Source organism: Streptomyces sp. NPDC019531, from assembly GCF_044903305.1.
Classification (GTDB): Bacteria; Actinomycetota; Actinomycetes; order Streptomycetales; family Streptomycetaceae; genus Streptomyces.
In genome coordinates, this window is record NZ_JBJDQL010000012.1 from 108,849 (window position 1) to 121,756 (window position 12,908).

13 protein-coding genes are annotated in these 12,908 nt (G+C 69.0%); 1 reads left to right on the top strand and 12 read right to left on the bottom strand.

All coding sequences use genetic code 11. The annotated features are described in order from the left end of the window. Window positions 1-28: 28 nt before the first annotated feature. The 11 genes from rpoZ to pyrR form a co-directional block, all read right to left on the bottom strand. Window positions 29-301, bottom strand: coding sequence for a DNA-directed RNA polymerase subunit omega (gene rpoZ / locus ACI2L1_RS17215; protein ID WP_003988945.1), 273 nt, complete (start codon window positions 299-301; stop codon window positions 29-31). A 51-nt stretch (window positions 302-352) separates the two neighbouring features. Continuing rightward, window positions 353-910, bottom strand: a complete 558-nt coding sequence (gmk, locus tag ACI2L1_RS17220) for a guanylate kinase (protein ID WP_404740147.1) — start codon at window positions 908-910, stop codon at window positions 353-355. 59 nt (window positions 911-969) lie between these two features. Next, the gene (locus tag ACI2L1_RS17225; protein WP_003977346.1) at window positions 970-1,293 is read right to left on the bottom strand and encodes an integration host factor; all 324 of its coding nucleotides are present in this window, start codon (window positions 1,291-1,293) and stop codon (window positions 970-972) included. A 279-nt stretch (window positions 1,294-1,572) separates the two neighbouring features. Then, window positions 1,573-2,418 carry an orotidine-5'-phosphate decarboxylase gene (gene pyrF, locus ACI2L1_RS17230; RefSeq protein WP_404740148.1) on the bottom strand — a complete coding sequence of 282 codons (846 nt, stop codon included), beginning with the start codon at window positions 2,416-2,418 and terminating at the stop codon, window positions 1,573-1,575. Then, window positions 2,415-3,521 (bottom strand): quinone-dependent dihydroorotate dehydrogenase, encoded by a 1,107-nt coding sequence (locus ACI2L1_RS17235; protein WP_404740149.1) that lies wholly within the window; start codon window positions 3,519-3,521, stop codon window positions 2,415-2,417. Before ACI2L1_RS17235 ends, pyrF begins: the two co-directional genes overlap by 4 nt. A gap of 51 nt (window positions 3,522-3,572) precedes the next feature. Further along, entirely contained in the window at window positions 3,573-6,881 is a 3,309-nt protein-coding gene (gene carB / locus ACI2L1_RS17240) for a carbamoyl-phosphate synthase large subunit (protein ID WP_404740150.1), read from the bottom strand. Next, window positions 6,874-8,031 (bottom strand): glutamine-hydrolyzing carbamoyl-phosphate synthase small subunit, encoded by a 1,158-nt coding sequence (gene carA / locus ACI2L1_RS17245; RefSeq protein ID WP_404740151.1) that lies wholly within the window; start codon window positions 8,029-8,031, stop codon window positions 6,874-6,876. Before carA ends, carB begins: the two co-directional genes overlap by 8 nt. Then, entirely contained in the window at window positions 8,028-8,594 is a 567-nt protein-coding gene (locus ACI2L1_RS17250) for a hypothetical protein (protein WP_404740152.1), read from the bottom strand. Before ACI2L1_RS17250 ends, carA begins: the two co-directional genes overlap by 4 nt. Continuing rightward, window positions 8,591-9,877, bottom strand: a complete 1,287-nt coding sequence (locus tag ACI2L1_RS17255; protein WP_404740153.1) for a dihydroorotase — start codon at window positions 9,875-9,877, stop codon at window positions 8,591-8,593. Before ACI2L1_RS17255 ends, ACI2L1_RS17250 begins: the two co-directional genes overlap by 4 nt. A gap of 5 nt (window positions 9,878-9,882) precedes the next feature. Further along, a complete protein-coding gene (locus ACI2L1_RS17260; protein ID WP_404740154.1) occupies window positions 9,883-10,878 on the bottom strand; it encodes an aspartate carbamoyltransferase catalytic subunit in 996 nt (331 codons plus the stop codon). 79 nt (window positions 10,879-10,957) lie between these two features. After that, the gene (gene pyrR / locus ACI2L1_RS17265) at window positions 10,958-11,530 is read right to left on the bottom strand and encodes a bifunctional pyr operon transcriptional regulator/uracil phosphoribosyltransferase PyrR (RefSeq protein ID WP_404740155.1); all 573 of its coding nucleotides are present in this window, start codon (window positions 11,528-11,530) and stop codon (window positions 10,958-10,960) included. Between the two features lie 253 nt (window positions 11,531-11,783). Here pyrR and bldD point away from each other — a divergent pair, with 253 nt between their 5' ends. Further along, a complete protein-coding gene (bldD, locus tag ACI2L1_RS17270; RefSeq protein WP_003956405.1) occupies window positions 11,784-12,284 on the top strand; it encodes a transcriptional regulator BldD in 501 nt (166 codons plus the stop codon). Between the two features lie 189 nt (window positions 12,285-12,473). On the opposite strand, the gene nusB is transcribed toward bldD, so the two are convergent. Beyond that, complete coding sequence (gene nusB, locus ACI2L1_RS17275) at window positions 12,474-12,908, bottom strand: transcription antitermination factor NusB (protein ID WP_404740156.1); 435 nt, start codon at window positions 12,906-12,908, stop codon at window positions 12,474-12,476.

The window sequence follows — 12,908 nt, forward strand, 5'->3', positions numbered from 1 at the left end:
ACTCAGCGAAAAGCTGAAAGTACTACTGCTACTGCGCCGGGCCCTCGACGGCCTCGGACGTCAGCAGACCCGCGTTGATCTCGCGGAGGGCGATCGAGAGCGGCTTCTCGTGGACGTGGGTGTCCACCAGCGGACCGACGTACTCAAGCAAGCCCTCGCCGAGCTGCGAGTAGTACGCGTTGATCTGGCGGGCCCGCTTGGCCGCGTAGATCACGAGGCTGTACTTCGAGTCTGTGGCCTCGAGGAGCTCGTCGATCGGCGGGTTGATGATGCCCTCGGGCGCGGAGATGGAAGAGGACACGCTCTACCTTCCGATGGATGGGAAAGATTCAGTGTGCATGACCGGAGACGATCACACGACATCCATCAAGGCTAGCAGCTCGCGCGCCACGTCCTCGACGGAGGTGTTGACCAAGGTCACATCGAACTCGGGTTCAGCCGCCAGTTCGATCTTCGCCGCCTCAAGACGGCGCTCGATCACCTCGGGCGGCTCGGTGCCACGTCCGGTGAGTCTGCGCACGAGCTCCTCCCAGGAGGGAGGAGCCAGGAACACCAGCTGGGCGTCCGTCATGGACTCACGGACCTGCCGGGCCCCCTGGAGGTCGATCTCCAGGAGGACGGGCTCACCCGCCTCCAGCCGCTCCAGCACCGCCGCGCGCGGCGTGCCGTAGCGGTTGCCGGCGAACTCCGCCCACTCCAGCAGCTCACCGTTGGCGATCAGCTTGTCCATCTCGTCGTCGGTGACGAAGAAGTAGTGGACTCCGGGCTTCTCGCCGGGGCGGGGCTTGCGGGTCGTCGCCGACACCGAGAGCCAGACCTCGGGGTGTTCCTTGCGCATATGGGCGACGACCGTGCTCTTGCCGACCCCTGAGGGGCCGGAGAGCACGGTCAGCCGCGGACGTTCACTCATGCAGCGATTATTCCAGCAATCCCGGAGTACCCGGGACTCCCTTCCCGGAGTGACCCGGTTCAGGAACCGGTGCTGCCGAACTCACGCTCCAGCGAAGCGATCTGGTTGGAGCCGAGGCCGCGTACACGGCGGCTCTCGGAGATGCCGAGTCGCTCCATGATCTGCTTGGCGCGGACCTTGCCCACGCCCGGCAGGGACTCGAGCAGGGCGGAGACCTTCATCTTGCCGATGACGTCGTTCTCCTGGCCCTGCTTGATGACCTCATGAAGAGAGGCGCCGGAGTGCTTGAGTCGATTCTTGACCTCGGCCCGCTCCCGGCGAGCCGCGGCGGCCTTTTCGAGCGCGGCTGCGCGCTGTTCAGGGGTAAGGGGCGGAAGAGCCACGCCTACGTCACCTCGGATGTCGAACTGTCGGATACGGACCGGTGAGGAACCTAGTCGCCCCACACCTGGGGAGCCACGAGCAACACGCTTGCCCGTTGACTCTGCGTCGGAGACTAGCGGCCAAGTCCGCCAGAGTCAGCGAGAACAGCGGAAAAGTCCTGGTCAGCCTCTGCCAGGTCGGACATTTCTGACATACTGCCCCGGATTTGAGGATGTATTCAGACTCAAGCGGGCCTCGAACCACTCGTCGGAGGACTCGAACGAGGAGATCGACCCTTGTCATCCGGTCGGCAGCGCCGCTCGAATCTCCTCCGCGAACCGGTCGGTGGACGCGCGCAGCGCACCGATGTCCGGGCCGTGCCGCAGCACCCCCCGGCTGACGTTGGGGACGACATTGCGGACGGCCGCTCCGAACACCCGGGGAAGGTCGGCCGGAGTGGCCCCCTGGGCACCGACACCGGGCGCGAGGAGCGGGCCGTTGATGTCGAGGTCGTACGACGACAGATCGCCGAGCGTGGCCCCGACGACGGCTCCGAAGGACCCCAGGGGCTCCTCCCCCGTGTTCTCGGCGGCGAGATGGGCCAGCATGGTCGCGCCCACGTTCCGGCCGTCCGCGCGGACCGCGTGCTGGACCTCGCCGCCCTCGGGGTTTGAGGTCAGCGCGAGCACGAACAGGCCCGCGCCGCTCTCGCGCGCCAGGGCGATCGCCGGCGAGAGCGAGCCGTAGCCGAGATACGGCGACACGGTCAGCGCGTCCGAGAACAGCGGGGAGTCCTTGCGCAGGAAGGCCTCGGCGTACGCGGCCATGGTCGAGCCGATGTCGCCGCGCTTGGCGTCCATGAGGACCAGCGCACCGGCCGCGCGAGCCTCCTCGACGGTCTTCTCCAGTACGGCGACACCGCGTGAGCCGAAGCGCTCGAAGAACGCGCTCTGCGGCTTGAAGACGGCGACCCGGTCGGACAGCGCCTCGACGACCGTGCGGCTGAACCGCTCCAGACCGGCCACGTCGTCGTCCAGGCCCCACTCGGTGAGCAGCGAGGAGTGCGGGTCGATCCCCACGCACAACGGGCCGCGCTCGTCCATCGCGCGGCGCAGACGGGCGCCGAAGGGCTCGTACGAGGTCATGCCGTCTTCCTCACGTCGGCGCCGACCGCGTCGGCGAGGGTGGCGTACGGGCTCGTGCGCAGGCGTGCGGCGAGGCCCTTGTGCATGGCGCGGGCCCAGAAGGGGCCCTCGTAGACGAACGCGCTGTAGCCCTGGACCAGCGTGGCACCCGCCAGGATGCGCTGCCAGGCGTCCTCGGCGTTCTCGACGCCCCCGACGCCCACCAGGGTGATCCGGTCGCCCACGCGCGCGTACAGGCGCCTCAGGACCTCCAGGGAGCGCGCCTTGAGGGGCGCCCCGGAGAGCCCGCCCGTCTCCTTCACCAGCGAGGGTCCGGATTTCAGACCGAGGCCCTCGCGCGCGATGGTCGTGTTGGTGGCGATGATTCCGTCCAGACCGAGTTCGACGGCCAGGTCGGCGACGGCGTCGACGTCCTCGTCGGCGAGGTCGGGCGCGATCTTCACCAGGAGCGGGACGCGGCGGGAGGCCACCATGCGGTCGGCGGCCTCGCGGACGGCGGTCAGGAGCGGGCGCAGATGGTCGACCGCCTGGAGGTTGCGCAGGCCGGGCGTGTTGGGCGACGAGACGTTCACGACCAGATAGTCCGCATAGGGCGCCAGCCGCTCCGCCGACTTCACGTAGTCGCCGATCGCGTCGGACTCCGGGACGACCTTGGTCTTGCCGATGTTGACACCCACGACTGTCCTGAAGACGGGCTCACGGGACGCCAGACGGGCCGCGACGGCCAGCGAACCGTCGTTGTTGAAGCCCATGCGGTTGATGAGCGCACGGTCCTGCACCAGGCGGAACAGCCGCTTCTTGGGGTTGCCCGGCTGGGCCTCCCCCGTCACCGTGCCGATCTCGACGTGATCGAAGCCGAGCATGGTCATGCCGTCGATCGCGACCGCGTTCTTGTCGAAGCCGGCGGCGAGGCCGAAGGGACCGTGCATGCGCAGCCCGAAGGCCTCGGTGCGCAACTCCTTGTGGCGGGGCGCGAGGGCTGCGGCGACGAAGGTGCGCAGCACCGGGACACGGGCGGCGAGCCGGATCCAGCGGAAGGCCAGATGATGGGCCCGCTCCGGGTCCATCCACTTGAAGACGAGGTTGAAGAAGATCTTGTACATGGTGTCCTCACGAAGAGGGGGACACCGTTTCCGGTGTCCCCCTCAGGGCTGCTAGTCGCGGGCCGCGGTCAGGTGTTCCGCGTGTTCCTGGAGCGAACGGACGCCCACGTCGCCGTGGTTGAGGGCGTCGATGCCCTGGACGGCCGCGGCGAGCGCCTGGACCGTCGTCAGACATGGGACCGACCGCGCCACGGCCGCCGTACGGATCTCGTAACCGTCGAGGCGGCCGCCGGTGCCGTACGGGGTGTTGACGATGAGGTCGACCTCGCCGTCGTGGATGAGTTGGACGATGGTCTTCTCGCCGTTCGGGCCGGTGCCCTCGGACTGCTTGCGCACGATCGTGGCGTTGATGCCGTTGCGCTTGAGGACCTCGGCGGTGCCGGAGGTGGCGAGCAGCTCGAAACCGTGGGCGACCAGTTCGCGCGCCGGGAAGATCATGGAGCGCTTGTCGCGGTTGGCGACCGAGATGAAGGCGCGCCCCTTGGTCGGCAGCGGACCGTAGGCGCCCGCCTGGGACTTGGCGTACGCCGTGCCGAAGACCGAGTCGATGCCCATGACCTCGCCGGTGGAGCGCATCTCCGGGCCGAGGACCGTGTCGACACCGCGGCCGTGAATGTCGCGGAAGCGCGACCACGGCATGACGGCCTCCTTGACGGAGATCGGCGCGTCGAACGGGAGCTCTCCGCCGTCACCGCTCGCCGGAAGCAGGCCCTCCGCCCGCAGTTCGGCGACGGTCGCGCCCAGCGAGATCCGGGCGGCGGCCTTGGCGAGCGGGACCGCGGTCGCCTTCGAGGTGAAGGGGACGGTGCGGGACGCGCGCGGGTTGGCCTCCAGGACGTAGAGGATGTCGCCGGCCATCGCGAACTGGATGTTGATCAGGCCGCGTACGCCGACCCCGCGCGCGATGGCCTCGGTGGAGGCCCGCAGCCGCTTGATGTCGTGGCCGCCCAGGGTGATCGGCGGCAGCGCGCACGCCGAGTCGCCGGAGTGGATGCCGGCCTCCTCGATGTGCTCCATCACACCGCCGAGGTACAGCTCCTGGCCGTCGTACAACGCATCCACGTCGATCTCGATCGCGTCGTCCAGGAAGCGGTCGACCAGGACCGGCCGTGAGGGGCTGATCTCGGTCGACTCGGCGATGTAGGCCTCCAGGCGGGTCTCGTCGTAGACGATCTCCATGCCGCGGCCGCCGAGGACGTACGAGGGCCGTACGAGGACCGGGTAGCCGATCTCGTCCGCGATGGCCTTGGCGCCGGCGAAGGTGGTGGCGGTGCCGTGCTTGGGGGCCGGGAGGCCCGCCTCGGCGAGGACGCGGCCGAAGGCGCCCCGGTCCTCGGCGGCGTGGATCGCCTCGGGCGAGGTCCCGACGACCGGTACGCCGTTGTCCTTGAGCGCCTGCGCCAGACCCAGCGGGGTCTGTCCACCGAGCTGCACGATCACACCCGCGACCGGCCCGGCCTGCTGCTCGGCGTGGACGATCTCCAGGACGTCCTCCAGCGTGAGCGGCTCGAAGTACAGCCGGTCGGAGGTGTCGTAGTCGGTGGAGACGGTCTCCGGGTTGCAGTTGACCATCACGGTCTCGTACCCGGCGTCGCTCAGCGCGAAGGATGCGTGGACGCAGGAGTAGTCGAACTCGATGCCCTGGCCGATACGGTTCGGACCCGAGCCCAGGATGATCACCGCGGGCTTGGTCCGGGGCGCGACCTCGTTCTCCTCGTCGTAGGAGGAGTAGAAGTACGGCGTCTTTGCGGCGAACTCGGCCGCGCAGGTGTCGACGGTCTTGTAGACCGGGCGCACGCCGAGCGCGTGCCGCACCTCGCGCACCACGTCCTCGCGCAGCCCCCGGATCTCACCGATCTGCTGGTCGGAGAAGCCGTGCCGCTTGGCCTCGGCGAGGAGATCGGCGTCCAAGCGCTCGGCGGAGGCCAGCTCGTCCGCGGTCTCCTTGATCAGGAAGAGCTGGTCGACGAACCAGGGGTCGATCTTGGTGTACTCGAAGACCTCCTCGGGCGTGGCGCCCGCGCGGATGGCCTGCATGACCACGTTGATGCGACCGTCGGTGGGCCGTACGGACTCCTCCAGGAGAGCCGTCTTGTCACCGGGCTCGCCGACGAAGGTGAACTGGCTGCCCTTCTTCTCCAGCGAGCGCAGCGCCTTCTGGAAGGCCTCGGTGAAGTTGCGGCCGATGGCCATGGCCTCGCCGACCGACTTCATGGTGGTCGTCAGCGTCGAGTCCGCGGACGGGAACTTCTCGAAGGCGAAGCGGGGCGCCTTCACGACCACGTAGTCGAGTGTCGGCTCGAAGGAGGCCGGGGTCTTCTCGGTGATGTCGTTGGGGATCTCGTCCAGCGTGTAGCCGACGGCGAGCTTCGCCGCGATCTTGGCGATGGGGAACCCGGTTGCCTTGGAGGCGAGCGCCGAGGAACGCGACACGCGCGGGTTCATCTCGATGACGATGACACGGCCGTCGACCGGGTCGATCGCGAACTGGATGTTGCAGCCGCCGGTGTCGACGCCGACTTCACGGATGATCGCGATACCGACGTCTCGGAGCCGCTGGTACTCGCGGTCGGTCAGCGTCATCGCGGGCGCGACGGTGATGGAGTCACCGGTGTGCACGCCCATGGGGTCGAAGTTCTCGATGGAGCAGACGACCACGACGTTGTCGTGCTTGTCGCGCATCAGCTCCAGTTCGTACTCCTTCCAGCCGAGGATGGACTCCTCCAGGAGCACCTCGGTGGTCGGGGAGAGCGTGAGGCCCTGACCGGCGATGCGGCGCAGCTCCTCCTCGTCGTGCGCGAAGCCGGAGCCGGCGCCGCCCATGGTGAAGGAGGGACGGACGACGACCGGGTAGCCGCCCAGCGTCTCGACACCCTGGAGGACGTCGTCCATGGAGTGGCAGATGACCGAGCGGGCGGACTCGCCGTGCCCGATCTTCTTGCGGACCTCCTCCACGACGTCCTTGAACAGGTCGCGGTCCTCGCCCTTGTTGATCGCCTCGACGTTGGCGCCGATCAGCTCGACGCCGTACTTGTCGAGGGTGCCGGCCTCGTGCAGCGAGATCGCCGTGTTGAGGGCCGTCTGACCGCCCAGGGTGGGCAGTAGGGCGTCGGGACGCTCCTTGGCGATGATCTTCTCGACGAACTCCGGGGTGATCGGCTCGACGTAGGTGGCGTCGGCGATCTCCGGGTCGGTCATGATCGTCGCCGGGTTGGAGTTGACCAGGATGACGCGCAGGCCTTCGGCCTTGAGGACGCGGCACGCCTGTGTGCCGGAGTAGTCGAACTCGGCGGCCTGGCCGATGACGATCGGGCCGGAGCCGATGACCAGGACGGACTGGATATCGGTGCGCTTAGGCACGCTGGCCCTCCATCAGAACTGTGCTCATCAAAGACGTGAAGCGGTCGAACAGGTAGGCGGCGTCGTGCGGGCCCGCTGCCGCCTCGGGGTGGTACTGGACGGAGAAGGCCGGCTGGTCGAGCAGCTGGAGCCCTTCCACGACGTTGTCGTTCAGGCAGACGTGCGAGACCTCGACGCGCCCGAACCTGGTCTCGCTGACCTTGTCGAGCGGCGCGTCCACGGCGAACCCGTGGTTGTGCGCGGTGACCTCGACCTTGCCGGTCGTACGGTCCTGCACGGGCTGGTTGATGCCGCGGTGGCCGTACTTCAGCTTGTAGGTGCCGAAGCCGAGCGCGCGGCCGAGGATCTGGTTGCCGAAGCAGATGCCGAACAGGGGCGTCCTGCGCTCCAGGACGGCGGTCATCAGCGCGACCGGGCCCTCGGCGGTGGCCGGGTCGCCGGGTCCGTTGGAGAAGAAGACTCCGTCGGGGGCGACCGCGTAGACGTCGTCCGCGGTGGCCGTCGCCGGCAGCACGTGCACCTCGATGCCGCGCTCGGCCATGCGGTGCGGGGTCATGCCCTTGATGCCGAGGTCGATGGCGGCGACGGTGAACTTCTTCTCGCCGATCGCGGGGACGACGTACGCCTCCTTGGTGGCGACCTCTTCGTAGAGCGAGGCGCCCTTCATGTGCGGCTGGGCCTGCACACGCGCGACCAGCTCGGACTCGGGGGCGATCGCCTCACCGGAGAAGATCCCCGACCGCATGGAGCCGCGCTCGCGCAGGTGGCGGGTGAGCGCGCGGGTGTCGATGCCGCTGATGCCGACGATGTCCTGCGCGACCAGCTCGTCGTCAAGGGAGCGCTTGGCACGCCAGTTGGACGGCACGCGCGCGGGGTCGCGCACGACGTAGCCGGAGACCCAGATGCGGCTCGACTCGTCGTCCTCGTCGTTCCAGCCGGTGTTGCCGATCTGCGGGGCGGTCGCGACGACGATCTGACGGTCGTACGACGGGTCGGTCAGGGTCTCCTGGTAGCCGGTCATGCCGGTGGAGAACACGGCCTCGCCGAAGGTCTCCCCCACGGCCCCGTAGGCACGGCCGCGGAAGATCCGGCCGTCCTCCAGGACGAGTACCGCGGGGGCCTTCGTGGCCCCCCTTGTGGAGGTCGTCATCGTGCGCCTTCCGTTTCCGTCTTGTTGATCATGGAGTTAATGGCGCCGACCCACTCGGTGTGCTCGGCCGCGCGGTCCGAGCGGAACCCCGAGTCGATCAGCCGCTCGCCGTGGGCCCAGGTCACGACCAGGAGCCCGCCCTCGGTCAGGACCTTGCCTGCGATGCCCTTGCCGAGCACGGCTTCGCGCAGGGCGTCGGCGGGGATGAAGAAGTCCGTCGCGCCGGGGCGCACGACGTCCAGTCCCGCGTCCGTCAGCGTGAGCTCGACCCGGCTGCGGGTGCCGAGGCCGTGCGCCACGATCCGGTCGAGCCACTGACCCGCGGTGGTGGAGCCGTGGTAGCGGCCGCTCATGCTCAGTTTCGCCGCGCCGAGGTCGTCCGGCGAGGTGTGCAGCTCGGGCAGGTCGCCCTGGAGCGTGCCGCGCCACTTCCAGCCCTCGCGCATCAGCCAGTAGACGAGCGCGACGAACAGGGCGAGGCCGACCAGCCAGCCGACGCGGGCCGCCCAGTCGGTGACCTCGGCCGACTTCTTCTCGGCTGCGAGCAGGATTACAGGTGTCACGTGAGCTTCCCGTCGACGAGCGTGGCCTTGCCCCGGAGCCACGTGTGCGTGACACGGCCCGGCAGCTCACGCCCCTCGTACGGAGTGTTGCGGCTGCGCGAGGCGAAGCCCGCGGGGTCCACGGACCCACGGTATTCCGTGTCGACGAGCGTGAGGTTGGCGGGCTCACCAGCCGAGACGGGACGGCCGTGGCCCGCCGCCCGCCCGATCTCGGCGGGCTTGACGGACATGCGCTCGGCGACCCCGGCCCAGGTGAGGAGCCCGGTGTCCACCATGGTCTCCTGCACCACTGACAACGCGGTCTCCAGGCCCACCATCCCCATGGCGGCCGCGGCCCACTCGCAGTCCTTGTCCTCGTGCGGGTGCGGGGCGTGGTCGGTGGCGACGATGTCGATCGTGCCGTCGGCGAGCGCCTCTCGCAGCGCGAGCACGTCCTGCTCGGTGCGGAGCGGCGGGTTCACCTTGTAGACGGGGTTGTACGTCCGCACCAGCTCGTCGGTGAGGAGCAGGTGGTGCGGGGTGACCTCGGCGGTGACGTCGATGCCGCGGGACTTGGCCCAGCGGACGATCTCGACGGACCCGGCGGTCGACAGGTGGCAGATATGGACGCGGGAGCCGACGTGCTCGGCGAGCAGGACGTCCCGGGCGATGATCGATTCCTCGGCCACCGCGGGCCAGCCCCCGAGTCCCAGTTCGGCGGAGACGATGCCCTCGTTCATCTGGGCGCCCTCGGTCAGCCGCGGCTCCTGCGCGTGCTGGGCGACGACCCCGCCGAAGGCCTTCACGTACTCCAGGGCGCGGCGCATGATCACAGCGTCGTCGACGCACTTGCCGTCGTCGGAGAAGACGGTCACACCGGCGGCCGACTCGTACATGGCCCCGAGCTCGGCGAGCTTGCGGCCCTCCAGGCCGACCGTGACGGCCCCGATAGGCTGCACGTCGCAGTAGCCGTGCTCCTGCCCGAGCCGGTAGACCTGCTCGACCACACCGGCGGTGTCGGCGACCGGGAAGGTGTTGGCCATGGCGAACACGGCGGTGTAGCCGCCGGAGGCCGCCGCGCGCGTGCCGGTCAGCACGGTCTCGGAGTCCTCGCGGCCCGGCTCACGCAGATGGGTGTGCAGGTCGACGAGGCCCGGAAGAAGCACCTTGCCTGCGGCCTCGACGACCTCGGCGCCCGCGTCGGAGAGCCCGGCTCCGACGGCCTCGATCACGGCGCCGTCGATCAGCACGTCCTGCGGCTCGCCGCCGAGCACCTTCGCACCACGGATCAGGATCTTGCTCATGTGTCTTACTTCTCCTCGATACGGGTGGGGGACACGGCGGGCACGTTCTTCGAATCGACCACAGCGCCACCGAGCAGCAGGTACAGAACGGCCATCCGGATGGACACTCCGTTGGCGACCTGCTCGACGACGGTGCAGCGGTCGGAGTCGGCCACCTCGGCGGTGATCTCCATGCCGCGGACCATCGGTCCGGGGTGCATCACGATGGCGTGTTCCGGCATCCGCGCCATGCGGTCGCCGTCCAGGCCGTAGCGCCGGGAGTACTCGCGCTCGGTCGGGAAGAACGCGGCGTTCATGCGCTCCCGCTGCACGCGGAGCATCATCACCGCGTCGGACTTGGCGAGCGTGCTGTCCAGGTCGTACGACACCTCGCACGGCCAGGTCTCGACGCCGACCGGCACCAGGGTGGGCGGCGCGACGAGGGTGACCTCGGCGCCGAGGGTGTGCAGCAGGGCGACGTTGGAGCGGGCGACCCGGCTGTGGAGCACGTCCCCGACGAGCGTGATGCGCTTGCCGGCCAGGTCCTGGCCGAGCCCGGCGTCCCGCCCGACGAGCCGGCGGCGCATGGTGAACGCGTCCAGCAGGGCCTGGGTCGGGTGCTGGTGCGTCCCGTCGCCGGCGTTGATGACGGCGGCATCGATCCAGCCGGAGTTGGCCAGGCGGTACGGCGCTCCGGAGGCACCGTGGCGGATGACCACGGCGTCGACACCCATGGCCTCCAGGGTCTGGGCGGTGTCCTTCAGGGACTCGCCCTTGGACACGCTCGACCCCTTGGCGGTGAAGTTGATGACGTCCGCCGAGAGGCGCTTCTCGGCGGCTTCGAAGGAGATACGCGTGCGCGTGGAGTCCTCGAAGAAGAGGTTGACGATCGTACGGCCGCGCAGGGTCGGCAGTTTCTTGATCGGCCGGTCGGCGACCCGGGCCATCTCCTCGGCGGTGTCGAGGATCAGGACGGCGTCGTCGCGGGTGAGGTCGGCGGCCGAGATGAGATGACGCTGCATCTGTCAGGCTCCGTAAGGAAGTTCGGGAGATTACGGGCAAGCGAGGGCACGCCGAGCACCGGTGTGCCGGAGCGGCCCGCTACTGGGTCTGCTTCACACCGAGCAGCACGGTGTCGCGACCGTCCTCCTCGGTGAGCTGGACCTTGACCGTCTCCCGCAACGACGTGGGGAGGTTCTTGCCGACGTAGTCGGCGCGGATGGGCAGCTCGCGGTGGCCTCTGTCGACGAGGACCGCGAGCTGCACCGCGCGCGGGCGCCCGATGTCGTTCAGGGCGTCCAGGGCGGCGCGGATGGTGCGGCCGGAGAAGAGCACGTCGTCGACGAGGACGACCAGCCGGCCGTCGATGCCGTCACCGGGGATCTCGGTGCGGGCCAGCGCACGCGGCGGATGCATGCGCAGATCGTCGCGGTACATGGTGATGTCGAGCGAACCGACCGGGATCTTGCGGTCGGTGATCTCCTCCAGCTTGACGGCGAGCCGCTGGGCGAGAAAGACGCCTCGGGTGGGAATGCCGAGGAGCACCACGTCGTCGGCGCCCTTGGCGCGTTCGACGATCTCGTGGGCGATACGGGTCAGCACGCGCGCGATGTCGGGGCCCTCGAGAACGGGTCGGGCATCGGCGGCGGCTTGCGATTCCTGCTGGCTGTCCATACGAAACGGACCTCCTTCTCCGCCTCACGGGACGGACCTTAAAGGACGTCGGATTTGCGCCATCCACGGTAGCAGGCCGAAACGACGTCCCTGATCACCCCCTTGGCCCAATCGGTCACATCTCCCGCGGAAGAGTCGGTGTGGACCATTCGGCTTGACGCAGAAGAGTCACGCTGCGTAACCTCACAGTGAGTTACCAGACGCGCGGCTCGGGACCACTGCAGCCGCGTCGATCCAGTGTCCGGGGAGCTATATGTCCAGCGAATACGCCAAACAGCTCGGGGCCAAGCTCCGGGCCATCCGCACCCAGCAGGGCCTTTCCCTCCACGGTGTCGAGGAGAAGTCCCAGGGACGCTGGAAAGCGGTCGTGGTCGGTTCGTACGAGCGTGGCGACCGCGCGGTGACCGTGCAGCGCCTTGCCGAGTTGGCGGATTTCTACGGCGTGCCGGTGCAGGAACTGCTGCCGGGCACCACTCCGGGCGGGGCAGCCGAGCCGCCGCCGAAGCTGGTCCTCGACCTGGAGCGACTGGCCCATGTACCGGCCGAGAAGGCGGGCCCCCTCCAGCGCTACGCGGCGACGATCCAGTCCCAGCGCGGTGACTACAACGGCAAGGTGCTCTCGATCCGCCAGGACGACCTGCGCACACTCGCCGTCATCTACGACCAGTCGCCCTCGGTCCTCACCGAGCAGCTGATCAGCTGGGGTGTATTGGACGCGGACGCCCGTCGCGCGGTGTCCCACGAAGAGAGCTGAGCCGCTCCCAGCCTCAGCAGAAACGTGCCGCCGGGGTGGCCGTAACTTCACTGTTCCGGCCACCCCGGCGGCTTTCTGCGGGCGCTGTGGGTCTCAGCCGTACGGGAACGCCTGAGGGCCCGCAGCGGTCTCGCTGCGGGCCCTCAGGCGTTCCGCGTCTCTTGCGCCTCGTCGGCGCACGGCGCAGTCCTACGCCTCGTCGCGGCGCAGCGAAGGCTTCAGGTCCTTGAGTCGGCCCAGCAGGCCGTTCACGAACGAGGGCGACTCGTCCGTGGAGAACTCCTTGGCCAGCTGCACCATCTCGTCGAGCACCACGGCGTCCGGGGTCTCGTCGGCCCAGATCAGCTCGTAGGCGCCGAGACGCAGGATGTTGCGGTCGACGACCGGCATCCGGTCCAGCGTCCAGCCGACCGAGTACTGCGCGATGAGCTCGTCGATACGCTTCGCGTGCGCCGCGTAGCCCTCGACCAGCTGCATCGTGTACTCGCTCACCGGCGGCTGCCGGGTGTCTCCCCGGGAGAGCCGGATCCAGTCCGCGAGGACCGTCAGGACATCGGCGTCGCGCTGGTCGCCCTCGAAGAGGATCTGGAAGGCGCGCTTGCGGGCCGTGTTGCGGGCAGCCAC

What these genes read in the sequence shown, in the direction of transcription:
- pyrR (WP_404740155.1), bottom strand. Translation starts at nt 11,530, where the DNA reads ATGGACAGCCAGCAGGAATCGCAAGCCGCCGCCGATGCCCGACCCGTT.
- carA (WP_404740151.1), bottom strand. Translation starts at nt 8,031, where the DNA reads ATGACGACCTCCACAAGGGGGGCCACGAAGGCCCCCGCGGTACTCGTC.
- ACI2L1_RS17260 (WP_404740154.1), bottom strand. Translation starts at nt 10,878, where the DNA reads ATGCAGCGTCATCTCATCTCGGCCGCCGACCTCACCCGCGACGACGCC.
- pyrF (WP_404740148.1), bottom strand. Translation starts at nt 2,418, where the DNA reads ATGACCTCGTACGAGCCCTTCGGCGCCCGTCTGCGCCGCGCGATGGAC.
- ACI2L1_RS17235 (WP_404740149.1), bottom strand. Translation starts at nt 3,521, where the DNA reads ATGTACAAGATCTTCTTCAACCTCGTCTTCAAGTGGATGGACCCGGAG.
- ACI2L1_RS17255 (WP_404740153.1), bottom strand. Translation starts at nt 9,877, where the DNA reads ATGAGCAAGATCCTGATCCGTGGTGCGAAGGTGCTCGGCGGCGAGCCG.
- gmk (WP_404740147.1), bottom strand. Translation starts at nt 910, where the DNA reads ATGAGTGAACGTCCGCGGCTGACCGTGCTCTCCGGCCCCTCAGGGGTC.
- bldD (WP_003956405.1), top strand. Translation starts at nt 11,784, where the DNA reads ATGTCCAGCGAATACGCCAAACAGCTCGGGGCCAAGCTCCGGGCCATC.